The sequence below is a fragment of the Breoghania sp. JC706 genome (assembly GCF_037026715.1).
Classification (GTDB): Bacteria; Pseudomonadota; Alphaproteobacteria; order Rhizobiales; family Stappiaceae; genus Breoghania.
Genome location: NZ_JBANCG010000001.1, coordinates 533569 through 556752 on the forward strand (window position 1 = coordinate 533569; position 23184 = coordinate 556752).

Below are 23184 nucleotides of genomic sequence, written 5' to 3' on the forward strand. Positions count from 1 at the left end.
TGTCGCGATGCCAACTCTCGCCAGACCACAGTCCCGTGAGGAATTGCGAAATGATCGACCGCGCCGCCGACGGTGACTTTGAAATCATCACGCCGCCGGTCAATCTGCGTTCCAAGGTTCGCAAGCTCAGCCGACGCGAAGAGGCGAATTTCGATCCGGTCGCGGCGGCGGAAGCGGCGCTTGCGAAGCTCTCGGTGAATTTCAATTCCTGGATGGACCAGGAAACGGAAGCCCTGCGCGTGTGCTGGGTGGACATCCACGACCACGGTCTCGACGAAGAGCGCCGGGACACCCTTTTCCGCCATTCGCACGATATCAAGGGCCAGGCCGCGACGCTCGGCTTTCCGCTCGCCGGCCACATTGCCGACAGCCTTTGCCGACTTCTGGAAACCGTTACCGATGTTTCGCTGGTGCCGGTGCGGCTGATCGAACAACACATTCAGGCGATCAGGGCGATCGTGGCGGAAGATGCGCGCGACGAGAACGACATGGTCGCCAACGCGCTCGCCAAGCAGCTCACCGACGTCACCGACGACTACATCGCCAGCATCGAGGCGGACCTGCCGCCGCGCGATGAGGCTGACGAGGACTGAGCCGGCCCTCCGGCAAGCGGACCTCGCGTTTCTGAAAATCCCATGAATTCCGGAGCCCAGCGCATGCTCCCGATGTCATTCCCGTGTGCTTCGTGAGGATGCCGGAATGATGGATCTACGCCCTAATCCAGCGTCCGGCGAAAACGCGTGACAGCGATGGTCATGGCAACCAGCGTCAGGACCGTCAGCATCATCGCCGGGTGGGCGATGTCGGCCATCCCTGACCCTTTCAGCATGATGCCGCGCACGATCCGCAGGTAATGGGTGAGCGGCAGCGCCTCGCCGACCCATTGCGCCCACACCGGCATGCCCGCGAAGGGGAACATGAAGCCCGACAGCAGGATGTTGGGCAGGAAAAACATGAAGCTCATCTGGATCGCCTGAAGTTGGTTCTGCGCCAGCGTGGAGAAGGTGTAGCCGATCGACAGGTTCGTCGTGATGAACAGCATAGACAAACCCGACAGCAGCAGCAGGCTTCCCTCCACCGGGACATCGAAGATCACATAGCCGGCGATGAAGATGAGGGCGGCCTGCAGGAAGCCGACGAGGATGTATGGCGCGATCTTGCCGAGCATCACCTCCAGCGGGCGGATCGGCATGGAGAGCAGGTTTTCCATGGTGCCGCGTTCGATCTCGCGGGTGACCGAGAGCGCGGTGAAGATCAGCATCGTCATGGTGAGGATGGTGCCGAGAATGCCCGGGACGATGTTGAGCCGCGTCACGCCGGCCGGATTGTAGCGCCGGTGCTGGCGGATCTCGAAGGGGGCTGATGTCTGCGCCATCTGGATGCCATGGAGCCCGGCGAGCGCGCTGGATACGACGCCGGAGAGGGCGCCCAGGGCGGTGCCGGAGGCGACGGGATCGGTGGCATCGGCGGCGATCAGCAGCGCAGGCGTCTCGCCCCGGCGCAAGGCCCGCTCGAAGCCTGCGGGGATCTCCACGACGAACTGCACGGAGCCTGCCCGCAGCCAGTGATCCACCTGGTTTTCGGTTTGCGCGATCCGGGTGATGGAGAAGTAGGAGGTGTTCTTCAGCGCGGCGACGATGGCGCGCGAAACGTCTGTGTTTTCCTGCGCGAGGACGGCTGTCGGCAGGTTCTTCGGCTGGGTGTTGATGGCGAAGCCGAAGAGAAGCAGCTGCATCAGCGGGATGAAGATCATCGTCGCGAATGTCACCCGGTCGCGGCGAAGCTGCAGGAATTCCTTGATGAACATCGCCCAGAAGCGCGCAAGACCGGGGACGCGCCGTCGCCGCCTTGCCGTCCGGGGTGCGGGGGACGGGTTCACGCTCATCCGAAATTGTCCTGCGAGCGGCTCATCAGATCGATGAACACGTCCTCCAGCGTCGCGTCCGACGAAGTCCACGTGTAGCGGGTGTCGTCGCGCCAGGGGGCGATGGCGGCTTCCAGCGCGGCATGATCGCGCCCGGCGACGTGCAGAGACGCGCCAAAGGGGGCGACCATGTCGATCCCCTCGGCCGCCAGCAGCTTGTCGGCCAGTTCGTGCAGGTCGGGGCCCGAGACGGTCCAGGTCTCAAGGTTCGCCGAGGCGATGACCTCTTCCACCGTTCCGCGTGCCAGCAGGGTACCGTAGGCGATGTAGGCGATCTCGTGACAGCGCTCGGCCTCGTCCATGTAATGGGTGGAGACCAGCACCGTCAGCCCGTCGGCGGCAAGGCCGTGGATCTCGTTCCAGAAGTCGCGCCGCGCCTTGGGGTCGACACCGGCGGTGGGCTCGTCGAGCAGCAGCAGGTCGGGCGAGGGCAGGGTGCAGGCGCCCAGCGCCAGCCGCTGCTTCCAGCCGCCAGAAAGCTCGCCGGCAAGCTGTTCCTCACGGCCCGCGAGCCCCAACCGCCCGATCGCCTCGCGCGCGTGCCGCCTAGCGTCGGGAAGGCCATAAAGCCTTGCCACGAATTCGAGGTTCTCGCGGATCGAAAGGTCCTGATAGAGCGAGAACTTCTGGGTCATGTAGCCGACGCGCGGCTTGATCTTGTCGCTCTCGGTCAGAATGTCATAGCCGAGACAGGTGCCGCGACCGGCATCGGGGGTGAGAAGCCCGCACAGCATGCGGATGGTGGTGGTCTTGCCCGACCCGTTCGGCCCCAGAAAGCCGTAGATCTGACCGCGCTCCACACGCATCGAGAGGTCCTTGACGACTGTCTTGTCGCCGAAGGATTTCGTAAGACCTTCCACCTCGATGGCGATTTCGGGAGCGGCGGTCATGATGCGCTTCCCGGAATGTGCTGCTTGCGCCCTTCTCCCCCCGTGTGGAGGAGATGTCGGCGCAGCCGACAGAGGGGGGCAGGCGGCAGGCTCGGAGCAAGCGGCTTACCCCCCTCTGTCACGCGACGGCGTGACATCTCCCCCGCAAGGGGGGAGAGGGCAGCAAGGTGCCGGTGCGCGGACAATCCGCTGACGCGGTTCCTCATGATCCCGCCTCCGGCACAACGCTTACAGGCTGGCCGACACGCAGCGCCTCCGGCTTTTCCGGCACAGCCTCTATGCGGAAAACGAGCTTGGCGCGTTCTTCCAGCGAATAGATGACAGGGGGCGTGTATTCGGCCTCCTCGGCGATGAAATCGATCGTCGCCTTTCCCGCAGTGCAGCCGTCGCAGGTCACCTTGATCGTGTCGCCGACATGAAGGCGCGGCAGCACGGCTTCGGGCACGAAGAAGCGGACCTTGAGAGCGGACGGCGGCAACAACGCGACCACCGGATTGCCGGCGCTCACCACTTCGCCCGCGCGGTAGTAGACCTCCTGGATCGTGCCGGTGGCCGGGGCGGTAACCGCGTGCTTGCCAGCCTGCAGGCGCATCTGTTCGAGATTGGCTCTCGCCTCGGCAAGCGCCTCCTCGGCCCTTTTCAGATCGGGCTCGCGGGCGGGCAGGCGGGCGACGGCGATCTGGTGGCGGACCTGCTCAAGCTCGGCCGTATCCCGGTCGTAGGCGGCGCGCGCCTGATCGAGAACCGAGACGGCGGCGGTGCCCTTGGCGGCAAGGGTTTTTGCTCGCTCGTATTCGAGCCGAGATTCCTCAAGTGCCGCCTTGGCGGCCTTCTCCTGCGCGAGAAGCACGTCGATTTCCTCCGGCCGCTGCCGAGAGGCGTTGGCGGCGTCAAGCTGAGCGGCGGCCTGCGCAACGGCGGCTTCGGCCACCCGCACCTGCGCGGCCGCGACGTCACTCTCCACGGTGAAAAGCGCGCCTCCCTTCTCGATGCGATCGCCGCGCGCGACCGACAGGTGGGTGAGCCGTCCCGTCACCTCGGGTCCGATGAACAGGCTGTCGGCCTCCACCCAGCCCTGCCAGGCGGCGGGCGCCTCGGCGGGGCGCAGGACGAACCACCAGTATCCGGCGCCGATGGCCGCCACGATCGCGAGCAGGAGGGGAACGGTGCGTTTCATCGGGGATCACCGCCTGTGTCGGAGAGGGGGCGGGCCGCGCGATCCGGATTGATCACAAGCGCGCGGAAGGCGGCGAGCATCTCTTCCACATCGAGATGCTGCTGCTTTTCAAAAAGCGCATCCCAGATCACGCTCATCAGCAGCGGTGCCATGACCAGCTGGGGAAAGCGGGCAAGGGCGTCGCTCGTCAACTCGCCACTAGCTTGCGCGCGCCGGGCGACCTTGGAAAAGACCTCCAGCCCGTGCGAGACGATATCGTGATAGTAGAATTCGGCGACGGCCGGAAAGCGCGCGCCTTCCTGCAGCAGCAGGCGCAACAGGTGTTTGCGGCGGGTGCTCAGGATTTCCCGGAAGAAGATCTCGTGAATGCGGCGCAGGACCTCCTCCACCGAAAGATCCGGCAGCGCCGCGACCGCGCGGATGCCTCCCAGAACCGGCAGCGCCGCCTCGCGCAGCAGGTCCACGAAAAGGCTCTCCTTGTCGGGGAAGTAGAGATAGATCGTGCCCTTGGCGATGCCGGCCCGCCTGGCGACATCCTCCAGCCGGGTCTGGGCAAAGCCGTTTTCCGCGAAAGCATCGAAGGCGGCATGGAGGATCTCCTGCCGGCGCTGTTCGGCGCGGCTCTCCTTGTCCGCCTGCTGCCGGCCGCCTTTCCCGCCCGCTCCAGCGGCTTTTCGGACAGGCCCTTTCGTATCGCGTTCGGGGGCTTGCGGGGGCGTTCTGGCCAACGGACTTCCTTTCAGCTCTCATGCGCGGTCGCTCGTTCCGTTTCGGCGTGTGCCCCCGTGGAACCCCGAAGGCGGCGTGAAGCCGGGGAAATACCGAAACTGACCGGCCGGTCAGTTTAAGCATACGCGCACGGCGGTTCTTGCGCAATGAAAATGACTGGCTGGTCAGTCAGTGGTTCTATGAACCAAGCGCGGACAGGCAGGATGAGAGGTGAGAGGCCGGTTCCCGGGATGGGAGAAGAGAGCCTTGCCGACGGGATGGCAGGTTAGGGGGCGCGCTCTCTCCGTCGTCATCCTCCGGCTTTGTCCGGGGGATCCACTTATTGCTCGTCGCACGCGGCGGCCGGCAGGATGGGAGGTGAGGAGGCGGCTGGCGGGACGGTTAGCAGGGAGCCTTATGGCGAGATGGGGCGAGGAGCCGGCAGTCGGGACAGCTGGCGCGCCTGTTACGGGCGCTACGGTTCGTGTCGGCGATGGGATGAGGGCGCGGCGGGCTATGGGGCGTGCGGACACGATAGCTGCGGGGCGTGCGGCGCTATCGCCCGGGCGAGGACGCGCGCCCGTGACGATTTTGGCTTTGGAGCCCCGGCCGATGCCCGTTAATCAACGGTTGCCCGAAGGCTGGAGGTGCTCTTGAAAGAAGGCGGAGACAGCCGAGTTCAAGCGCTCATGGAAAGCGGCGCGATCAAAGCCGTTCGGGTCGGTGCAGATTTCCGAAAGAGAGGCCCGCATCGCTTCGGGGCAAACGGCCAGAAACGCGAAATGCCTGGAACCCGGAACGACATGGAACACGGTGCCGGCCGGCAGGTTGGCGGCAATGGCATCCACTTCTTTCGGTGAGACGCCGTCGCCGCCTTCTTGCGATCGCCACAGCTGCACGGGGGCGGATATGCCGCTCAGCGTGCGGGCGGAGGGGAAGACGCTAGCCAGCGGATCGGCGATCACGAAGGCTTTGATCCGTTGGTCGTGAACCCATGGGCCGGTGGGTGCCTGGGCGGGGTCGACAAGAGCACAGCTTTTGCCGGTCGGGTCGTCGCAATGCGTCCGCATCGCCTTGAAATCCGGCTCCGCGCCGGCGAGCACAAGACCGGTGTAGCCGCCGCGCGAGAATCCGAAGAAGCCGATTTTCTGCCGGTCGATCATTGTCGCATCCGGCGCCTCGGTCAGCATGAAATCGATAAGGCGGCGGATATCCTCAGGACGGTCGACGAGGGCGGTCAGGCTGTTCGCCCGCGCCGGATCGAAGGTCAGGGCGTTGTCGTCGGGATGGTTGAGGGCGGCGACGATGAAGCCGGCATCGGCAAGAGCCGCCGCCGTGTCGCGGTGGCTGAGATAAGTCCCGCCGTACCCGTGCGACAGGACGATCAGCGGATGCTTGCCGCCCTTAACCGGACAGTCCCGAACAGCATTTAGAACGAAGGGGCCGAGCTTCACCTCACCCGGGGCGCGGTCGCAGGGCGACCATTGCAGCACCTTCATCGCCGGTCCCGCAGTGTCGGCCGGAACCTCAAGGCTCCTCAGGCCGGCGGCATGCACCGTGCCTGCGCAAAGGAGCAGACCGGAGACACAAAGCGATTTCCAGATTGCCATCTCGGGTCTCTCTCGACACGTGAAATGAGATCAATGGGGTTTCCGATGATCTCATAACGACGCGTCAGCGCCGCGACAAGGCGCTCTGGGCCTTCCCAATCGCGTCCAGGGCCGATTGGTGCTACCGGGCTTGCGCCATCGCGGGCCAGCGCTTCGCGATCATCGCCTCGTTCAGGCCGTAGACGGAGCGGAGCAGGTCTGGTGCGACGATCGCGTGCGCGTCGTCTCCTGCGGCCACCACCCGCCCGCGCTGCAGCACGATCAGCCGATCGGCGTAGGAGGCGGCGAGTTCCAGATCGTGAAGCACCACAACGACCCCGCCGCCGCGACGTGCAAAGTCCGTCGCGATTTCCAGCACGTCGATCTGGTGGCGGATATCGAGGCTGGATGTGGGCTCGTCGAGGAAGAGGTAGCGCGGGCCGTCGGCGGTCACCGGCTCCCAGACCTGGGTCAGGACACGGGCCAGATGAACTCGCTGCTGTTCGCCGCCCGACAGCGTCTGGTAGAGCCGGCCGGAAAAGCCGCCCATGCCGACCAGATCCAGCGCTTCGCAAACGATTCGGCGCTCCGAGGGGCGCCGCCGCCCAGCCCTCAGCCCCAGTTCCACCACTTCGGAAACGGTGAATGGAAACGAGAGTGCGGAGGCTTGCGGCAACACGGCGCGACGGAGCGCGAGGTCTTCCGCCGAAAAACTGTCGAGCGGCCTGCCATGAAACAGGACCGTGCCGCTGCCGGGGCGGATTTCGCCCGTGAGGCACTTGAGGGCGGTGGATTTTCCCGCACCGTTGGGGCCGATCAGCACCGTGACATTTCCCGGGGGGGCTTCCAGGGAGACGTCGTCAAGAATGCGGGCACGGCCGATGCTGAAGGAGATGTCTGTGGCTGCGATCATCGTGTGGCTCCTAGATGTCGATGACCGAACGGCGGCGCAGCAGGATCGAGATGAAGACCGGCGCGCCGATGACGGCGGTGATGATGCCGATGGGAAGTTCGGCGGGAGCGACGATGAGGCGGCTGAGGATATCGGCGAAGATCAGCAGGGTGGCACCGAGGAGTGCGGACGCCGGCAGCAGCAGACGGTTGTCCGCCCCCAGTACGAGGCGCAGCACGTGCGGAACCACAATGCCGACGAAGCCGATCACGCCCGCGCCCGCTACCGCCGCTCCCGTGGAGGCTGCCGTCAGCACCACGATCCAGCGCTTCAGCCGTTGAGGCGAAAAGCCCAGGTGATAGGCCTCCGCCTCGCCGAGCAGAAGCGCGTTGAGACCGTTGCCGATGAAGGGGATGGCGAAAAGGGTGATGAGGAAGAAGGGCAGCATGCCGGCGATCCGCACCCAGGTGGCGCCGCCGAGCGAGCCCATGTTCCAGAACGTGAAGTCGCGCAATTCGGTGTCGTTGCTGTGAAAGACGATGAGGCCTGTCAGCGCCATGGCGAGCGCAGCGAACGCGATGCCGGCCAGCAGCATCGTTGCGACCGATGTACGGCCGGCACGGGTTGCGACGCCATAGAGGGCCACGGTGACAACGAGGCTGCCGAGGAACGCGGAAACGGGAAGCAGATGCGGTCCAAGCCAGGCGACCACACTGAGGCCCGCTCCACCGATCAGCACGATGGAGGTGACGGCGGCCAGCGCCGCGCCCGCCGAAATGCCGATCAGCCCCGGGTCAGCCAGCGGATTGCGGAAAAGGCCCTGCATCATCGCGCCCGACAGCGCCAGCCCGGACCCGACGAGCATGCCCATGACGGTGCGCGGCAGGCGGATGTCGAACAGGATGACGCGATCGCGCAGGGTTGCGCCCGTCTCCAGGCCGAGCGCGTCGCCGATGGCGTTGAGGGCGCCGGAGACGGAGACCTCCGTCGCCCCGATCGTCGAGGAGGCGGCGATGGCGACGAGAAGCAGGACGACGAGAACCGGGATGGTTACCCGTCGCAGCCATGCCCGCCTGTCCTCCGCCGTGGTCCCGCCTGCGGTTGTGTCCGGAATTGCGATCGCCATCCCCGTTCTCCCTTGAGCCCTCACTCGGGGATCGTGCCGATGTGGCGCGCCAACTCGCGGATGGCCGCGGCCGTGTGCGGACCGAAGCCGAGCAGCGTCTGTCCGTCCATCGCGATGATCCGGTCGTTCTTGCCGGCCGGCGTCAGTTCCATGCCGGGAAGCGCGCGAATGTCGGCGCTGGGGTCCATGCCCGGCCGTTTCATCGCGACGATGTAGGCGGGCGCGGCAGCGACGAGGGCTTCCGCATTGATCGGCTTGTAGCCCTCGAAGGACGCGAGCACATTGTGTCCGCCGGCCATGGTGATGACCGCATCGGCTGCGGAGTTGGAACCGGCCGCCAGCATGCGACCGCTGCCGACCGACAGCAGGAACAGCACGCCGGGCTTCTCGGTCGTGTCTGCGACGGCCTTGGCGGTCGCGTCGAAATCGGCGGAGACCTTGGCTTTCAGCGCTTCCGCGCGTTTGGGTACGCCGAGCGCCTTGCCGACCACTGTGATCTTGTCGAGCACGCCCTGCGCGCTGTGATGTTCCGGCACTTCGATAAAGGGTACGGCACTCGCCTTGAGCACGTCGACGGCCGGTTGCGGGCCTGATCCCTCTATGGCGAGAATCAGGTCCGGATCGAGGCCAAGGACGCCCTCGGCTGCGAGCTGGCGCATGTAGCCGACATTCGGCAGCTTTGTCGCCTCCTGCGGATAGATGCTCGTGGTGTCGACCGCGACCAGGCGGTCCTGCTGATCGAGCGCATAGACGATTTCGGTCACCGAGCCGCCGATGGAGACAATGCGCGCGGGTGCTTCGGGAGCGGCGTGCGCGGCCGGGAAGGCGGAAAGGCAGAGGCAGGCGGCTGCTGCCAGGAAGGTACGGCGCGCATGCGGGCGCGGGCGAGATGCGATCATTGTCCCACTCTCGTTATCGGGATGCCGGGATCGGGATGGCAGGTTCGGGATGCCAGAGGCTGAATAGAGGGTCACTTCGTCAGGATGAGCTTGTTCAGCCGGGTGATCGTCAGCCGGTAGCAGGCATCGCCGTGCATGATCCGCAGTTCCCGCTCGCCCTTGAACAACGTGTCGCTGTCCAGCGTGCGCGGCTCTTGCGCGCTCTGCCCTGACCGCTTGATCGCGGGCGCGTCGATATCGGCGGCCGGTGAAGGCTGATTCATGATCGCGTCTCCATAGCTGGATGAGCTGGATGCGAAGTTTCCCATCGGCAGAAAACGATCGGGACGTTCCATACCTCTTGCTGCTCCACGTCTTGGATTAGAGGAATTCCAATGTAAGTGTTTTCCCACACTGTATTCTTGACTCAATAACTCATGTTTAGCTAGGAAGGCAATGACCGAGGCGCCGGGTGGGTGAAATTCACGGACCTGACGCCTTGACCGGGGTAGCAAGCGAACGCTCGAAGACGTGCCGTCGTCGCCAGCCAGACCTGTGGTCCACGATTTTCGCGAACCAGAGAAGAGCGACGATGCGTCTGATGAATAGGCGACTGGCCACCTTGATGGCTGCGACTGCACTTGCCGGGCTGAGCATGGACCATGCCGCAATGGCGCAGGAGGCGGGGGCGATCCTGCTGGACACGATCACCGTGAGCGCAACGCGCACCGAAGAGGCCGCGATCAACGCGCTGGCTTCGGAAAGCGTGGTGACCGCGGAGACGGTGGATCTGTCGGGTGCCGACAGTCTGGGCGCCGTGCTGAAAACGGTTCCCGGCCTCGAGGTCGAGGAGGTTGCCGATTCTCCCGGTGTCGCCATCAATATCCGCGGGCTTTCCGGCTATGGCCGGGTGGCGGTCAATGTGGACGGGGCGCGACAGAACTTCCAGGCGAGCGGGCACAGCCTTTCCGGTGGTGCTGTCTTCGTCGAGCCGGAGTTCCTTGAAACCGCGACGGTGACGCGCGGTCCCGTCGCCAACGCCTATGGCTCGGGCGCCATCGGCGGGGTGGTCAACTTCGAGACCAAGAAGGCCTCGACGTTCCTGAAGCCGGGCGAAACGTGGGCGGCGGAGAGCTTCTCCCGCTTCAACACCAACAACGGCTGGGCACAGGGCGCGACCGGAGCCGCGCGCATCGGTGAGGCGTTCGGGCTGCTGGGCAGCGTCGTCTACCGCAAGAACTGGAAATACAAGGACGGCGCGGGCGACGACGTCTTCAATTCCTCCAACGAGATCGCCAGCGGCATGGTCAAGGCGGAAATCGACCCCGGCAACGGCCATTCGCTGGAAATCGGCGCGATCACCTACAACACGTCCTACACATCCGGCGACACCAACACCACGAACTACGACAACGACGTTACCGACAACACGATCAGCGCCAAGTACCGCTACCGTGCACCGGACAACGACTGGCTCGACGTGACGGCGTCCGGGTACTGGACCGACACCAAGCTCGACCAGACCTATCTGACCGGTACGCTTGCCGGCGGCGACCGCAGTTTCCGGATCGACACGTTCGGTTTCGATCTCAGCAACACCGCGCGCTACAGGACCGGCGGCTTCGCCCATGCCACCACGATCGGCGTGGACGGGTTCCGTGACATCGTCGACGTGGAGGATACGGCCGGCGGCAGTGCGGCCTTCTACACGCCGAACGGTCAGCGTTCCGTCTATGGCGCCTTCATCCAGCACCGCATCGACTATGAGGACGTAGTGGAGGTGATTGGCGGTCTGCGCTACGACGGCTACAAGATGCAGGGCGGCGGCACCGACACTTCCGGCAATCGCGTCTCGCCGAAGATCACCCTCGGCTTCTCGCCCTTTGCCCGGACCTTCCTCGATGGGCTGCAGCTTTACGGCACCTATGCCGAAGGCTACCGCTCGCCCTCCATCACCGAGACACTGATCGCAGGCACCCATCCGGGCTCGTTCCCGTTCGACTTCCTGCCGAACCCGAACCTGAAACCGGAGACCGCGCACAACAAGGAAGTGGGCCTCAATTATCGCCGTAACGATCTGTTCCGTCAGGGCGACCGGCTGCGCATGAAGGCCGCCTATTTCCACAACCGGGTCGACGATTTCATCGATGCCGACATCCAGACATCGGGCTGCACGAGCTTTCTGTTCTGCTACCAGTACCAGAACATCGCAAACGCGTTGATCGAAGGGTGGGAGCTGGAAGCGAGCTACGACATGGGCTTGATGTTCGTCGGGCTTTCCGGCCAGCACCAGCGCGGCGAGGACCTCGACACCGGCGACTATCTGAACACGGTGCCCGCCAACAAGCTTCTGACCACCGTGGGGTTCCGGCCGCTGGAAGATGTCGATGCGACGATCGGTTTCCAGGTTGAGGCCGTGTCGGCGCAGAAGCGGTCCGACTCGCCCTCCAAGGGCTACGGACTGGTCAATCTGTTCGCCTCTTACAAGCCGCGCGAGGATCTGCAGCTCGGCCTGAACATCGACAACCTGCTTGACCACAAGTACCAGCCCTATCTCGACGCCGACAACGGCCCGGGTCTGGCGGTCAAGTTCACGTTGCGCGCTCGCCTGGGCGGCTGAGGGCGCCGAAAGCCGCCTTTCCGTGCGGCTTGCCCATGACGATCACATGTGCCGGGACGGGAAACCGTTCCGGCTCGAACCACGTAGAGCCACTGAAACCGGAGCCGCGACAGGGGCGGTCCCGTGGAAGCAGCCGACGAAGGAGTTCCTGCCCGTGCACGAGAACAAAGCAATGACGCGCCAACCGAAATCCCCTCCAGCAGGCGTACGGCGCCGTCTGCTTTCGGCCGCCTTGTATGTCGCCGGCGTTTTCGGTGCAGGGCTTGCGGCGGGCGGGCCGGCATTGGCCGAAAACGGCGAGATCTCGCTGGAGCTCAACGAGGCCTCGACCGTTGGTACGGCCTGTCAGGCAACCCTTGTTGCCCATAACGGTTTCGCCAAGGCCTTGTCCGATTTCGGTCTCGACATCGTTGTCTTCGACGATGCCGGCGGTGTTTCCGACATGTCGGCCCTGAGCCTCGGCGCGCTGCCGGCCGGCAAGACGCGCGTGCTGCGCTTCAACATCGCCAAGCGCGGCTGCGATAAGGTCTCGGCGGTTCTGGTCAACGATGTCCGCAGCTGCAAGGGCGAGGGGGTCGATCCGGCGTCCTGTCTCTCCAGTCTGAAGACAAGCAGCCGTATCGACATCAGTCTCGGTCTCTGATCCGTTGCACCAAGGCTCGGGTCAGCCGCCCGCAATTCGTCGGCCGGTGTGGTTCGGCCGGGCCACTGGGGCAGTCCGTCTTCGCGCGAAGGCAGGCAGGATGCTCTGGCCATTTTGATAGCGAGCGGCTCTTGCAGGTTCGGACTGGTCCGCCTGAACAATCGTTGCTCTAGGAGTTCGTCATGAATTCGTCTGCTCTGCCGCCGTTCCTGGCGGACATCTTTGCCCCGATCCTGGAACTTGCCAGCACCGGCGGGCCGGTGGTGGTTCTTCTGGGCGTGCTGTCGGTGCTCACCCTGGCGCTGGCGCTGGCAAAGCTCATCCAGTTCCACGTTGCGGGCACGGGACGTCACATCAACGCGCGCAAGGTCCTGCGGCTGTGGATCTCCGGCGAGCGCGAGACCGCGATGCTGCACGTGGGGGGCGAACGGTCGGTGCTTGGCGATGTGCTTGCCCATCTGGTGCGTGGCGCCAGCAGCGGGCGGGGCACCGAGGCGCAGCTGCGCGAGGACATCGAACGCGTCTGCCTCAACAAGCTGGCGGACCTGCGCTCGTTCCTGCGCCCTCTCGACATGATCGCGCAGACGGCGCCGCTGATCGGCCTGTTCGGCACGGTGCTCGGCATGATCGAGGCGTTCCGGGCCATGCAGGGCGCGGGCGCCAACGTCGATCCCTCCGTGCTGGCCGGCGGCATCTGGGTCGCGCTTTTGACCACCGCCGTGGGGCTTGCCGTCGCCATTCCGACATCCGTCTTCGTCGGCTGGTGCGATGCCCGCATCGAGCGCGAGCAGCAGGCGATGGAAGACCTCGTCACCGCATTCTTCACCGGCAAGCCGACCGAAGCCGCCCCCGTGGGCGTCGTCGATCTCGCCAGCCATGGACGCAGGCATGCGCATTAGTCATTCCAAAGCCAGGCGGCGGCCGATCGGCCTGACGTCGCTGATCGATGTCATCTTCCTGCTTCTGCTGTTCTTCATGCTGGCGTCCACGTTCTCGCATTACCAGGCGCTGCCCCTGTCGGGCGGCGGCGGAACGGCGACGGCGGTCGCCGACACGCCCCGACCGGCGCTTTTGCGCGTCCACGGCGAGGGGCGAATGGACCTGAACGGCCGCCCCGTGACGGCTGCGGAGCTTCCCGTGCGTTTGTCGGAGCTGAAGGAGAACGAGATTGCCCGCGTCGCCATTCTGTCAGGCGAGCAGGCCAACGTGCAGGATGTCGTCGGCGCCATGGATGAGATCGAGGCGGCGGGGCTGTCCAGCATTCTCGTGGCGGGGAAATAGCGATGCGGATGCACGGACCCATGGAGCGGGCCAGGACCGACAACACCATCGCGTTGATCAATGTCGTGTTCCTGATGCTGATCTTCTTCCTCTTCGCCGGATCGGTGGAGCCCAACGACGCGCACGACATCACGCCGCCGGAGGTCTCGGTGGAGCGGGAGAAGACCGACACGGGCGGCGCGCTGGTGATCATGCCGGACGGCACGATGACGATTGGCGGCGCGATGATCGTGCCGGATGCATTGGTCGAGACGCTTGCCGCCGCATCCGAGGAAGAGCGGAGCAGGCCGCTGCGCATCGTCGCCGACAAGGCGCTGCCGGCATCGGTCCTCAACAGCGTGCTTGCCAGCGCCCGCGCGGCAGGGCGCAGCAAGATCGTGCTCGTCGCCCGGCAGGCTCCGGCGGCCGGCGATGAAACGGCGGAAGGTGGCGCGACGGCGGCACCGGCGGGGACGGGCGAATGAGGAAGGGACGTCTGCTTCTGGGGTGTCTCGCCGCTTCGCTTGCCGTTCATCTGGCCGCGGGCGCGCACTATGACTTTGGTGGCCCCCTCATCGAGCGCTCGGCTTCGCCCGGCGGCGATCACGCCGTCGTCGGCGAGATGGAAGACCTGTTCAAGGGCGCGGACGTGTCGGAGCCTGTGGAGCCGCTGCCGGAAGAGAAGATCGAGCCCGTCGAGGACGAGCCGGTTGAAGAGGTGGTTGAACCGATCGAACCGGTCGAGACGGAGGTGGAACCGGCCGAGCCGCAGCATATGGCGACATTGAGCCCGATCCTTGAGGACAGTGCCGCGCCTGCGATGTCGGCTCCGAAGATCGAACCGACGCCGCCGGAAGATCTGACGGAGGAGATCCTGCCGGACGAGACGGTTGCCGCGATAAAACCGCGCGAGGCGGAGCCGGTGGAACCGGAAAGCGCGGCGGCAGAGGTGGTGACCGCGCCCGTTCCAACGGTGAAACCGAAGGTCGAGCGGCCGAAACGCGAAGTGAAGAAACGGGTCGTGACCAAGCGCAAGCCCGCGCCGCGCGGCAACTCGGACCGCAACCAGGCACGCGGCCAGACGCTTGGCAGCAAAACCACCGAACGTGGAGACGGGGGCCGCAAGGCGACGTCGAACTATCTCGGCCGCATCAACGCCCGTCTGCAGCGCGCCAAGCGTTATCCGCGCGCGGCCCGGGGAGCGGAAGGCGTGGTTCGGGTGAGCTTCACCATTGCCCGCTCCGGCGCGGTGAGCGGGCTCAGGGTGGTGAGTTCATCGGGCAACGCCGATCTCGATGCCGCGGCGCTCGACAACGTGCGCCGGGTTTCGCCCTTCCCGGAATTCCCCGACGAGATGACCCAGGGGTCGCAGAGAATTACGGTGCCATTCCGCTATGCCGCACCGTGAATGCGTCAAGTCGCAACAAGGAGACAGCTGATGTATATCGCAATGAACCGCTTTCGCGTGAAGTCGGGGCTTGAGAAGAATTTCGAGGAAGTCTGGATGAACCGCGAGCGTCACCTGAACGAGGTTCCCGGTTATCTGGAGTTCAAGCTCCTGAAGGGGCCGGAAGTGACAGAGGGAACGGAAGAGAACCATACCCTTTATGCCTCGCACACGCTGTGGGCGAGCTACGACGATTTCGTCAACTGGACGAAGTCGGAGGCCTTTCGTGCCGCGCACAAGGGAGCCGGCGAGCGCACGACGATGTATGTCGGCGGCCCGCATTTCGAGGGCTTCGAGGTCATGCTGACCGAAAGCCGCTGACGCAAGCTTGAGTTCGTCCGGCTGCGGTCAGACCGCAGCCGGACGAAACGCATCTGCCCTCAAGGCAGCCGCCTTGCCCGTTATTCAGGAGACCGGGGTCTGGATCGGCTGCGGGCCTTTCGGCTCATAGGGCTTCACTTCCGGCTGCTTCGGCGGCTTGGAGGTGTTTTCCGGAGCCTCGAAATCGACGAAAACCGGGTTTGGCGCATGGTTGAGGGCGGCGCCCGTCGCCATGTCCACGCCGACGCCGATCACGCCGCCGAGCAGCACATTGCCGGCAACGCCTGCCGCGCCGCCGCCGGAAACCTCGGTCTTCACGTCGACAGTCTGCGCCTCATAGCCTTCCTTGGTCATGGTGACCTGGAAGGTCTTCTTGCGCGGAATGTCCAGCGTGCACGGCGTGGTGCAGGCAAGACCCAGCGTCGTCTGCGCCTTCGCGCCATCCGGATTGCTGTGGAAGGAGACCTGTTCCTCGGTCCCTCTGGTAACTGTGCCGCACGCGGCCAGCCCGCCTGCAAGAAGCAGGCATGCGAAAATCCTGATCAAAACTGTAGCCCCCGAAGCCATGAAATGCTCTACGCAGGGGCATATGACAAGATAGTGTGCGGCAAATCAACCGAGGTCGGACGGCTGCGGCGTCGTGGCAGAACTGAACGTTGTGCGGAACCGGCTTGCGAAACCTTGTCGGTGAGCGGGCGTTATCTTTTCTTCGCCCATCATGCGCCGACCGCCGACCGGATAGGGTGGCAATGGCCGAACTTTCCAGCATGCCGCTTGCGCTTGCCGTCGCGCTGTTCATCGCCGCTGCCTGCGTCATCACGCTGGCCGGTGTGCGGCTTTCGTGGATTGCAGACGAACTGGCCGACCGGACCGGCATGGGCGAGGTGGTTGCCGGTGCGCTGTTCGTCGGCGCGGCGACGTCGCTTCCCGGCGCGATCACCTCGGTGACATCGGCGATCGAAGGCGCGCCGTCGCTGGCGGTGGGCAATGCGCTGGGCGGCCTCATCGCCCAGACGGCCTTCATCGCCGTCGCCGATCTCTTCTATCGCCAGGCCAATTTGGAACACGCCGCCGCCAGTGTGACCGGACTTGCGCAGGGCGTGCTGCTGGTGGCGCTCATCGCCATGGCGCTGGCCGCCTCCAGCACACCGTCCGTGACGCTGTGGGGCATCCATCCGGTCTCTGTTCTCATTCCCGTGACCTATGCATTCGGGTTGCGGCTGCTGATGGAGATCGAGACGCGGCCGATGTGGCGACCGGTGATGACGGACAAGACGCGCGAATCCCTGTCGGAACCGGATATGGGCCCCGGTGCCGCGAGCGATCGCAGCTTGTGGCTGCGGTTTGCGTTCTATGCGACGACGACAGCGGTTGCCGGCTATCTCGTCGGCGAGGCGAGCCTCGTCATCGTGGCGAAGACGGCGCTGTCGGAATCGGTGGTGGGCACGGTTCTCGCCGGTGTCGCCAATTCGCTGCCGGAACTGGTGACGGCGATCGCGGCGGTGCGTATTGGTGCGGTGAGCCTCGCGCTCGGCGACATCATCGGCGGCAATGCGTTCGAGGTGATGTTCCTGAGCTTGGCCGATTTCGCCTATTCCGGGTCCATCTACGATGCCATGACCGACCGCGACCGCACGACCGCGCTGATCGCGATCATCATGACGGGGGTGCTGCTTCTCGGCATGCTTCGCCGCGAGAAATACGGCGTTGCGAGCATCGGCTTCGAAAGTGCGCTGGTGCTGGTGCTCTATGGGGGCGCGCTGGTTCTGCTGTTCCTGTGAACCGGCGCGCCGCACCTGCCGGTCTTGCCGCTACTGCACCTCGTTCACGTAGCGGTGCGCGCTCGTGATGCAGCGGTGGTGGGCGCGGATCATCGGTTCGCCCGCCTGGTCGTAGGCGATCTCGTCGATGCACAGCAGCGCGACCGGACCCTCCAAGCCGAGCAGGGCGCAATCCCCGTCGGTTGCCAGGTCGGCATGAATCTCCTCCCGGACCGCGGAAATGCGGATGCTGTAGCGATCGAGGAGGTGCAGATAAAGGAGGTCCGGAAGCTGCGCCGGATCGGTGGGAAAATCGGGAAGGCGGCCGGCCGGCATGGCGATGACGTCGATCATCACCGGCGTGCCGGCGATGGAGCGCAGCCGATCGATGGCGACGACGGGCTCATCGGCGCCGAGCCCCAGGGCGGCCTGTTCATCCTCGTCGGGAAGACGCTTGCCGAGGTTCAGGATGCGGGTTGCGGAATGCTGCAGGCTGCCATCGAGGCCATGCAGGCGGAAATAGTGGAAAAAGAACCGCAGGCTCTGCTGCGGCGTGCGGCCGGTGACGATGGTTCCCGTCTTGCGCCGGCGGGCGAGCAGCCCTTCCTTGGTCAGGTCGCTCATGGCTCGGCGCAGGGTTCCCACCGCAACGCCGAAAGACCGGGCCATCTCGATCTCGTTTGGAAGAACCGTTCCCGCCGGCCAGCGGCCCAACAATATCGCGTCGCTGATCTGCTGTTTAACGACTTGATAAAGCGGCAGAACCTGATCCGACAGCGGCATATTTGATGAAAAACTGGGCAAATTGCCTAGTGTTTGGTCTGGCTCGTCATCGCGTCTGGTCATATATGTGAATCCGGTCTATTACTATATAGTATATAGAAAAGAGGCTGCCGGGTGTCCAGTTGGCATCCGGGTAAGGAGTGCAGGTGAGGCGTGCGGGGATGACGACCAACCTTTCTTCCGATCTGGCTCAGGCGATACAGGAGATCGCCGCGCGTGGCGAGGAGGCTGTGGCTGATCTTGCCCGGATGATCGCGTTGGACACGACCTTCCCGCCGGGAGCGGGCTATCCCGCCTTCGCCGCACTCATGACCGATCTGATCGCCCCCCTCGGACTTGCCATGCGGCGCGTCGACGTTCCGGAAAACCTGTGGAAGGTCGCAAACGGTCCGGCCGCTGGGCGGCGCACGAACCTCATCGCGGCCCGCGATACCGGCAGGCCGCAGCTTGGCCTCTATTTCCATGTCGATACGGTGCCTGCCGCGCCGGGCTGGCAGCGCGATCCCTTCATGCTGACGCGCGAGGAAAACCGCCTCTACGGGCTGGGTGCGGCCGACATGAAGGGCACCATCGCGGCCGTCCTGCTTGCGCTTCGGGTGGCTGCGGACAGGAACCTGCCGCTTGCCTACGACCCCGTCCTGCTGCTGTGCACCGACGAGGAGGGCGGGCTTTATCCCGGCATCCGGTATCTGGCGGAGACGGGTGACATGCCGGGCCATGTCCTCAACTTCAACGGTTCCGCCGCGCCGCGCATCTGGGCGGGCTGCTTCGGGCTCTTCAACCTGCAGGTCAGGGTGAACGGGCATGCCGTCCACATGGGCGAGGGCAACCGCACCGGGGCCGGCATCAATGCCATCGAGATGGCCTTGCCGCTGCTGAACGGTCTCCATGCGCTGAAGACGAAGGTCGCCGAGCGCAGCTCCGCGCTGCCGGCGCCGCCGCACGCAAGCGGGCCGCTTCGCCCGCAGCTGACAATCGCCGGTGCCCATGGCGGCACATGCGGCGGTCAGGTGCCCTCTCGCTTCGATATTCTGGTCAACCGCCGCTACGCGCCCGAGGAAAGTTTCGAGGGCGCGATGAAGGAGATCACCGACCTCGTTGAGGAAACGCTCGGCGGCGTGCCTGGCCTCAAGGTCGAGATCGATCTCGTCGGCCATCTGATGCCGACAGCGGATCCCAACGGGCCGCATTGGCCGCGCTGGCAGAAGGCGCTGAGCCTCGGCTTCGGCTATGCGGATGCGGACTTTGCCAAATGGGGGGCGGCGAGCTGTTCCGATTTCGGCTGGGTGCAGAAGGCCGGCGTCACGCAGGAGGTGCTGCTTGGCGGCCTCGGACGCCCGGAAAGCTGCATCCACAGCCCCGACGAGCACACCACCGTGGACGATGTCGTCGCGCTGGCGCAGAGCGTCCTTGCCTATCTTGCGGCCGACTACGCCTCAGATCTCATCCCCGAGCCTGATCTCCTGTCCTAGTCAGATCCACCTGCCGAAGAAGAGTGAAGCCCCAAATGACCAAGAAACCTTCCATTCTCTCCCTCAACCGCCGACACTTCCTCGCCGGAACAGCGGCTGCGCTGGCGTTCACGCCGCTCATGCCGAAGATCCAGGCCTTTGCGGCCGAGCCGCAGCGCGGCGGCATCTTGCGCGTTTCCGTCGATCAGGCGGCGAGCGTCATTCATCCGCTGCTGACCCGCGTGATCCCGGAATACATGGTCACCGAGCTGCTCTACTCGAACCTGACGCGCCTCAAGGTGGACATGACGGTCGAGCCGGACCTGGCGCTTTCCTGGGAAGCCGACGACACCCTCACCGACTGGACCTTCAAGCTGCGCGAAGGCGTCAAGTTCCATGACGGCTCGCCGCTGACGGCACAGGATGTGGTTGCCACGTTCACGGCGATCCTCGATCCCGAGACCGCCTCGCCGGGGCGCAAGAATGTCGGCCCGATCAAGGAGATCTTCGCGATCGACCCGACGACGGTGAAATTCAAGCTCGCCACGCCCTATTCCGATTTTCCGGTCGCGGTCGCCTACACCGATGCACGCATCATTCCGGCAGCCTACGTGGAGGACAAGGCGAAGTTCGAGAGCCTGTCGTCGACCGCCGTTGGCACCGGGCCGTTCAAGCTCGTTTCCTACGAGCCCGATCGCAAGATCGTCGTCGAGCGCAACCCCGACTACTACGATCCCGCGCGCCCCTATCTGGACGGCGTCGAGATCAGCGTGTTCCCGGATGCGTCGGCAGAAGGCTCGGCGCTGCTGGCCGGCGACATCGATCTCATGCAGACCGTACGTCCGACGGAATTCATGCGCATGGAGGATGCCGAGGGCGTCGACGCGCTGCGGGTTGCTTCCGGCCAGTTCTGCAACATCAATTTCGGTTGCGACGTCAAGCCGTTCGACGATGTCCGCGTGCGCCGGGCGCTGGCGCTGACCATCGACCGCGACGCCATGGTCGATTTCGTGACCGAAGGGCTCGGCCAGCCGGGCAACGACACGCCGATCAATTCCTCCTACCGCTTCTTTGCGGACCTGCCGGAGCGCCAGGCCAATATCGAGGAAGCGAAGAAGCTTCTGGCGGAGGCCGGCTATGCGGACGGACTGGAAGCGACGCTGGTCGCCTCCGACAAGCCGTCCTACCGCACCCAGCTCGCCGTTGCGCTGCGCGAGATGGCCAAGCCCGCGGGCTTCACGATCGACGTGCAGACCATGCCGCACGCCACCTATCTCGACCAGGTCTGGAAGAAGGGCAATTTCTACGTCGGCTTCTACAACATGCAGCCGACGGCGGACGGCATCTTCTCGCTGCTCTACACCTCCGATGCCGCTTGGAACGAGACGCGCTGGAACAACAAGGACTTCGACAAGGCTGTCTATGCCGCGCGCGAGACCACCGACGAGGCCAAGCGCGCCGAGCTTTATGCCCAGGCGCAGAAGCTGATGTTCGACGAGGTGCCGTCGATCATTCCGGTGTTCTTCGACGTCCTGTCGGCCAAGCGCTCGTGGCTGGAGAACTACGAGGTTCACCCGCGTGCCTCGGTCTTCCGGCTCGACTTTGCCTCGCTGGCAGCGGATGCGCCGTCGCGCGGCTGATCGGATCGTGGTCTGAGGAATTACGTTCCGCGCCGAAGGCCGGCGGCTCGCTCCCCTCTCCCCCCTTGTGGGGGAGATGTCACGCGAATGCGTGACAGAGGGGGGTAGGGCGGCAGGCTCAGAGCAAGCGGTTTGCCCCCCTCTGTCGGCGAAGGCCGACATCTCCCCCGTAAGGGGGGAGAGGGGAGCAAGCTGGTGCTCCTCAGACGACGGAAGCCTCGGCTTTCGAAACCGATGCACAAGCAACCACCGGGCGCGGCGTCTTGCGCCCGGTTCCATTTCCCGAGAGAGCGAGCCTTTCGTGTCCCTCAGCTACTTCCTCAAGCGCATCGCGCTGATATTCTATACGCTGCTGGTCGTCTCGGTGCTCGTCTTCGCGCTGACCCAGGTGCTGCCGTCGGATGCGGCGGTGATGATGCTGGGACAGAACGCCACCGACGAGGCGCTGGCGGCGTTGCGCGTGCGCATGGGGCTGAACGACCCCATCTGGATGCAGTATCTCCACTGGCTGGGCGGCGTCCTCCAGGGTGATTTTGGCACCTCGCTGAGGACAGGCCAGCCGGTTGGTCCCGCGCTTTTCGATGCGCTTGGCCGCTCGCTGCTGCTCGCCTTTCTCTCCATCTCCTTCATGCTGATGTTGGCCATTCCGCTGGGCGTCATCGCGGCCGTCCGGCGCGGCAAGGTCGCGGACATGGTCGTCAGCTTCATCTCCTACGTGGGCGTGTCGCTGCCGGAATTCGTCACCGCGACAGTGGCGATCCTGGTCTTCGCCGATTGGCTCGACCTCCTGCCGCCCACCGGCTACGTGCCGCTTCTCGAAAATCCCGGGTCGTCGCTCCTGCATCTCGTGCTGCCGGTCTTCGTGATCTCGATCATCCTGATCGCCCACGTCTCGCGCATGGTGCGCTCCGAACTCGTCGACGTGCTGCACACCGACTACATCCGTGCCGCCCGCCTCAAGGGCCTGCCGTGGCGCACGGTTCTGGTCGGCCATGCGCTGCGCAACGCGCTTCTGCCGGCGATCACCATCGTCGCGCTCGATGTCGGCTACCTGCTCGGCGGCGTCATCGTGGTGGAGGAGATCTTCGCCATTCCCGGCATTGGCCGCTCCCTCATCGTCGCCATCCAGGCGCGCGACCTGCCGTCCATCCAGGCCGGCGTGCTGATCATGGCCGCCACCTATTCCGTCGTGAATTTCGCAGCCGACATGCTCTATGCCGTTCTCGACAAGAGGATCCAGTATGATTGAGATCCTCAAGCGCCTCCTGCGCACGCCGCAGGGTGCCCTCGGCTCCCTGATCATTCTCCTGACCATCATCCTCGTGGTCTTCGGTCCGTGGCTTGCGCCGCACGATCCGCAGGCGATGTCGCCGCTCGCCCGCTACAAGGGGCCTTCCGCCGACTTCTGGCTCGGCACCGACCAGTACGGCCGCGATATCCTCAGCCGCCTGCTGATGGGCGGGCAGGCGACCGTCGTCATGGCGGTGGCCGCCACCGTGCTCGGCACGCTCTTCGGCGCCCTTGTCGGCACGACCTCGGCCTTCCTCGGGGGACGCGCGGACGAGGCGATCATGCGCACCGTCGATGCGGTCATGTCGATCCCGAGCCTCCTGTTCGCGCTTCTCATCGTGAACCTGCTGGGCTCCTCCACCTTCAATGCCCTGATGGCGGTCGCCATCGCGTTCGCGCCCGGCATGGCCCGCATCACGCGCTCCGTGGCGCTCACCGTGCGCAAGCAGGACTACGTGTCGGCGGCGGTCGCGCGCGGCGAGCCGAGCCGCTTCATCATCGTGCGCGAGATGATGCCCAACGTGGTCGCCCCGGTGATCGTTGAAATGACCATCCGCATCTCGTTCGCCATCATGCTGTTCGCCACGCTCTCCTTTCTCGGGCTCGGCGCGCAGCCGCCTTCCACCGAATGGGGCCTGATGATCTCCGAAGCCCGCGCCTACATGCATCGCAGCCCGTGGATGCTGGTCTGGCCCGGCATCGCCATCGCCACCGTCGCCATCGGCTTCAACCTTCTGGGCGACGGTCTGCGCGACGCCCTCAATCCGAGAACGTGAGGGGGCGAT

At 65.1% G+C, this 23184-nt stretch carries 24 protein-coding genes; 13 read left to right on the forward strand and 11 right to left on the reverse strand.

The genetic code is table 11. The annotated features are described in order from the left end of the window. The first annotated feature begins 50 nt into the window (after window positions 1-50). On the forward strand, window positions 51-593 hold the full coding sequence (locus V2L18_RS02290) for an Hpt domain-containing protein (protein ID WP_336176189.1): 543 nt from the start codon (window positions 51-53) through the stop codon (window positions 591-593). A gap of 122 nt (window positions 594-715) precedes the next feature. On the opposite strand, the gene V2L18_RS02295 is transcribed toward V2L18_RS02290, so the two are convergent. The 9 genes from V2L18_RS02295 to V2L18_RS02335 form a co-directional block, all read right to left on the reverse strand. Beyond that, window positions 716-1807 (reverse strand): ABC transporter permease, encoded by a 1092-nt coding sequence (locus tag V2L18_RS02295; protein WP_336176376.1) that lies wholly within the window; start codon window positions 1805-1807, stop codon window positions 716-718. Between the two features lie 74 nt (window positions 1808-1881). Beyond that, a complete protein-coding gene (locus tag V2L18_RS02300; RefSeq protein ID WP_336176190.1) occupies window positions 1882-2814 on the reverse strand; it encodes an ABC transporter ATP-binding protein in 933 nt (310 codons plus the stop codon). A gap of 202 nt (window positions 2815-3016) precedes the next feature. Further along, entirely contained in the window at window positions 3017-3991 is a 975-nt protein-coding gene (locus V2L18_RS02305) for an HlyD family efflux transporter periplasmic adaptor subunit (protein WP_336176191.1), read from the reverse strand. Further along, window positions 3988-4719 (reverse strand): TetR/AcrR family transcriptional regulator, encoded by a 732-nt coding sequence (locus V2L18_RS02310; protein WP_336176192.1) that lies wholly within the window; start codon window positions 4717-4719, stop codon window positions 3988-3990. Before V2L18_RS02310 ends, V2L18_RS02305 begins: the two co-directional genes overlap by 4 nt. A 603-nt stretch (window positions 4720-5322) precedes the next feature. After that, window positions 5323-6198: a dienelactone hydrolase gene (locus V2L18_RS02315; RefSeq protein ID WP_336176193.1), complete on the reverse strand. Its 876-nt coding sequence runs from the start codon at window positions 6196-6198 to the stop codon at window positions 5323-5325. A 232-nt stretch (window positions 6199-6430) separates the two neighbouring features. Then, window positions 6431-7201, reverse strand: coding sequence for a heme ABC transporter ATP-binding protein (locus tag V2L18_RS02320; protein ID WP_336176194.1), 771 nt, complete (start codon window positions 7199-7201; stop codon window positions 6431-6433). 10 nt (window positions 7202-7211) lie between these two features. Beyond that, window positions 7212-8306, reverse strand: coding sequence for an iron chelate uptake ABC transporter family permease subunit (locus tag V2L18_RS02325; protein ID WP_336176195.1), 1095 nt, complete (start codon window positions 8304-8306; stop codon window positions 7212-7214). A 20-nt stretch (window positions 8307-8326) separates the two neighbouring features. After that, entirely contained in the window at window positions 8327-9205 is an 879-nt protein-coding gene (locus tag V2L18_RS02330) for a hemin ABC transporter substrate-binding protein (protein WP_336176196.1), read from the reverse strand. Window positions 9206-9276: 71 nt separating this feature from the next. Beyond that, the gene (locus tag V2L18_RS02335) at window positions 9277-9468 is read right to left on the reverse strand and encodes a hemin uptake protein HemP (RefSeq protein ID WP_336176197.1); all 192 of its coding nucleotides are present in this window, start codon (window positions 9466-9468) and stop codon (window positions 9277-9279) included. Window positions 9469-9785: 317 nt separating this feature from the next. On the opposite strand from V2L18_RS02335, the gene V2L18_RS02340 reads away from it, so the two are divergent. The 7 genes from V2L18_RS02340 to V2L18_RS02370 all read left to right on the forward strand — a co-directional run bounded on the left by V2L18_RS02340 (window position 9786) and on the right by V2L18_RS02370 (window position 15475). After that, a complete protein-coding gene (locus V2L18_RS02340) occupies window positions 9786-11804 on the forward strand; it encodes a TonB-dependent hemoglobin/transferrin/lactoferrin family receptor (RefSeq protein ID WP_336176198.1) in 2019 nt (672 codons plus the stop codon). Between the two features lie 172 nt (window positions 11805-11976). Further along, complete coding sequence (locus V2L18_RS02345; RefSeq protein WP_336176199.1) at window positions 11977-12447, forward strand: hypothetical protein; 471 nt, start codon at window positions 11977-11979, stop codon at window positions 12445-12447. Window positions 12448-12629: 182 nt separating this feature from the next. After that, window positions 12630-13346, forward strand: a complete 717-nt coding sequence (locus tag V2L18_RS02350) for a MotA/TolQ/ExbB proton channel family protein (RefSeq protein ID WP_336176200.1) — start codon at window positions 12630-12632, stop codon at window positions 13344-13346. Continuing rightward, window positions 13336-13728: a biopolymer transporter ExbD gene (locus tag V2L18_RS02355; protein ID WP_336176201.1), complete on the forward strand. Its 393-nt coding sequence runs from the start codon at window positions 13336-13338 to the stop codon at window positions 13726-13728. The genes V2L18_RS02350 and V2L18_RS02355 overlap by 11 nt, the downstream gene beginning before the upstream one ends. 20 nt (window positions 13729-13748) lie before the next feature. Continuing rightward, a complete protein-coding gene (locus tag V2L18_RS02360) occupies window positions 13749-14192 on the forward strand; it encodes a biopolymer transporter ExbD (RefSeq protein WP_336176202.1) in 444 nt (147 codons plus the stop codon). Next, window positions 14189-15115 carry an energy transducer TonB gene (locus V2L18_RS02365; protein WP_336176203.1) on the forward strand — a complete coding sequence of 309 codons (927 nt, stop codon included), beginning with the start codon at window positions 14189-14191 and terminating at the stop codon, window positions 15113-15115. The genes V2L18_RS02360 and V2L18_RS02365 overlap by 4 nt, the downstream gene beginning before the upstream one ends. A 30-nt stretch (window positions 15116-15145) precedes the next feature. Continuing rightward, window positions 15146-15475 carry an antibiotic biosynthesis monooxygenase gene (locus V2L18_RS02370; protein WP_336176204.1) on the forward strand — a complete coding sequence of 110 codons (330 nt, stop codon included), beginning with the start codon at window positions 15146-15148 and terminating at the stop codon, window positions 15473-15475. A gap of 84 nt (window positions 15476-15559) precedes the next feature. Here the strand turns inward: V2L18_RS02370 and V2L18_RS02375 are convergent, their stop codons facing one another. Beyond that, entirely contained in the window at window positions 15560-16021 is a 462-nt protein-coding gene (locus V2L18_RS02375) for a translation initiation factor 2 (protein WP_336176205.1), read from the reverse strand. A gap of 203 nt (window positions 16022-16224) precedes the next feature. Between V2L18_RS02375 and V2L18_RS02380 the strand changes: the two genes are divergently transcribed. Then, window positions 16225-17256 carry a sodium:calcium antiporter gene (locus tag V2L18_RS02380; RefSeq protein ID WP_336176206.1) on the forward strand — a complete coding sequence of 344 codons (1032 nt, stop codon included), beginning with the start codon at window positions 16225-16227 and terminating at the stop codon, window positions 17254-17256. Window positions 17257-17286: 30 nt separating this feature from the next. Here V2L18_RS02380 and V2L18_RS02385 read toward each other — a convergent pair whose 3' ends face one another. Continuing rightward, on the reverse strand, window positions 17287-18081 hold the full coding sequence (locus tag V2L18_RS02385) for a GntR family transcriptional regulator (protein ID WP_336176207.1): 795 nt from the start codon (window positions 18079-18081) through the stop codon (window positions 17287-17289). 98 nt (window positions 18082-18179) lie between these two features. Between V2L18_RS02385 and V2L18_RS02390 the strand changes: the two genes are divergently transcribed. From V2L18_RS02390 to V2L18_RS02405, 4 genes are all read left to right on the forward strand, one after another. Then, a complete protein-coding gene (locus V2L18_RS02390; RefSeq protein WP_336176208.1) occupies window positions 18180-19490 on the forward strand; it encodes a M20/M25/M40 family metallo-hydrolase in 1311 nt (436 codons plus the stop codon). A 53-nt stretch (window positions 19491-19543) separates the two neighbouring features. Beyond that, window positions 19544-21109, forward strand: a complete 1566-nt coding sequence (locus tag V2L18_RS02395; RefSeq protein WP_336176377.1) for an ABC transporter substrate-binding protein — start codon at window positions 19544-19546, stop codon at window positions 21107-21109. 301 nt (window positions 21110-21410) lie between these two features. After that, window positions 21411-22358 carry an ABC transporter permease gene (locus tag V2L18_RS02400; RefSeq protein WP_336176209.1) on the forward strand — a complete coding sequence of 316 codons (948 nt, stop codon included), beginning with the start codon at window positions 21411-21413 and terminating at the stop codon, window positions 22356-22358. Continuing rightward, window positions 22351-23175 (forward strand): ABC transporter permease, encoded by an 825-nt coding sequence (locus V2L18_RS02405; protein WP_336176210.1) that lies wholly within the window; start codon window positions 22351-22353, stop codon window positions 23173-23175. The genes V2L18_RS02400 and V2L18_RS02405 overlap by 8 nt, the downstream gene beginning before the upstream one ends. The last annotated feature ends 9 nt before the right edge of the window (window positions 23176-23184 follow it).

Bases quoted from the DNA above. Each gene is read 5' to 3' on its own strand.
- V2L18_RS02290 (WP_336176189.1), top strand. From the start codon at position 51: ATGATCGACCGCGCCGCCGACGGTGACTTTGAAATCATCACGCCGCCG.
- V2L18_RS02295 (WP_336176376.1), bottom strand. From the start codon at position 1,807: ATGTTCATCAAGGAATTCCTGCAGCTTCGCCGCGACCGGGTGACATTC.
- V2L18_RS02300 (WP_336176190.1), bottom strand. From the start codon at position 2,814: ATGACCGCCGCTCCCGAAATCGCCATCGAGGTGGAAGGTCTTACGAAA.
- V2L18_RS02305 (WP_336176191.1), bottom strand. From the start codon at position 3,991: ATGAAACGCACCGTTCCCCTCCTGCTCGCGATCGTGGCGGCCATCGGC.
- V2L18_RS02315 (WP_336176193.1), bottom strand. From the start codon at position 6,198: ATGAAGGTGCTGCAATGGTCGCCCTGCGACCGCGCCCCGGGTGAGGTG.
- V2L18_RS02320 (WP_336176194.1), bottom strand. From the start codon at position 7,201: ATGATCGCAGCCACAGACATCTCCTTCAGCATCGGCCGTGCCCGCATT.
- V2L18_RS02325 (WP_336176195.1), bottom strand. From the start codon at position 8,306: ATGGCGATCGCAATTCCGGACACAACCGCAGGCGGGACCACGGCGGAG.
- V2L18_RS02330 (WP_336176196.1), bottom strand. From the start codon at position 9,205: ATGATCGCATCTCGCCCGCGCCCGCATGCGCGCCGTACCTTCCTGGCA.
- V2L18_RS02335 (WP_336176197.1), bottom strand. From the start codon at position 9,468: ATGAATCAGCCTTCACCGGCCGCCGATATCGACGCGCCCGCGATCAAG.
- V2L18_RS02340 (WP_336176198.1), top strand. From the start codon at position 9,786: ATGAATAGGCGACTGGCCACCTTGATGGCTGCGACTGCACTTGCCGGG.
- V2L18_RS02345 (WP_336176199.1), top strand. From the start codon at position 11,977: ATGACGCGCCAACCGAAATCCCCTCCAGCAGGCGTACGGCGCCGTCTG.
- V2L18_RS02350 (WP_336176200.1), top strand. From the start codon at position 12,630: ATGAATTCGTCTGCTCTGCCGCCGTTCCTGGCGGACATCTTTGCCCCG.
- V2L18_RS02355 (WP_336176201.1), top strand. From the start codon at position 13,336: ATGCGCATTAGTCATTCCAAAGCCAGGCGGCGGCCGATCGGCCTGACG.
- V2L18_RS02360 (WP_336176202.1), top strand. From the start codon at position 13,749: ATGGAGCGGGCCAGGACCGACAACACCATCGCGTTGATCAATGTCGTG.
- V2L18_RS02365 (WP_336176203.1), top strand. From the start codon at position 14,189: ATGAGGAAGGGACGTCTGCTTCTGGGGTGTCTCGCCGCTTCGCTTGCC.
- V2L18_RS02370 (WP_336176204.1), top strand. From the start codon at position 15,146: ATGTATATCGCAATGAACCGCTTTCGCGTGAAGTCGGGGCTTGAGAAG.
- V2L18_RS02380 (WP_336176206.1), top strand. From the start codon at position 16,225: ATGGCCGAACTTTCCAGCATGCCGCTTGCGCTTGCCGTCGCGCTGTTC.
- V2L18_RS02385 (WP_336176207.1), bottom strand. From the start codon at position 18,081: ATGACCAGACGCGATGACGAGCCAGACCAAACACTAGGCAATTTGCCC.
- V2L18_RS02390 (WP_336176208.1), top strand. From the start codon at position 18,180: ATGACGACCAACCTTTCTTCCGATCTGGCTCAGGCGATACAGGAGATC.
- V2L18_RS02405 (WP_336176210.1), top strand. From the start codon at position 22,351: ATGATTGAGATCCTCAAGCGCCTCCTGCGCACGCCGCAGGGTGCCCTC.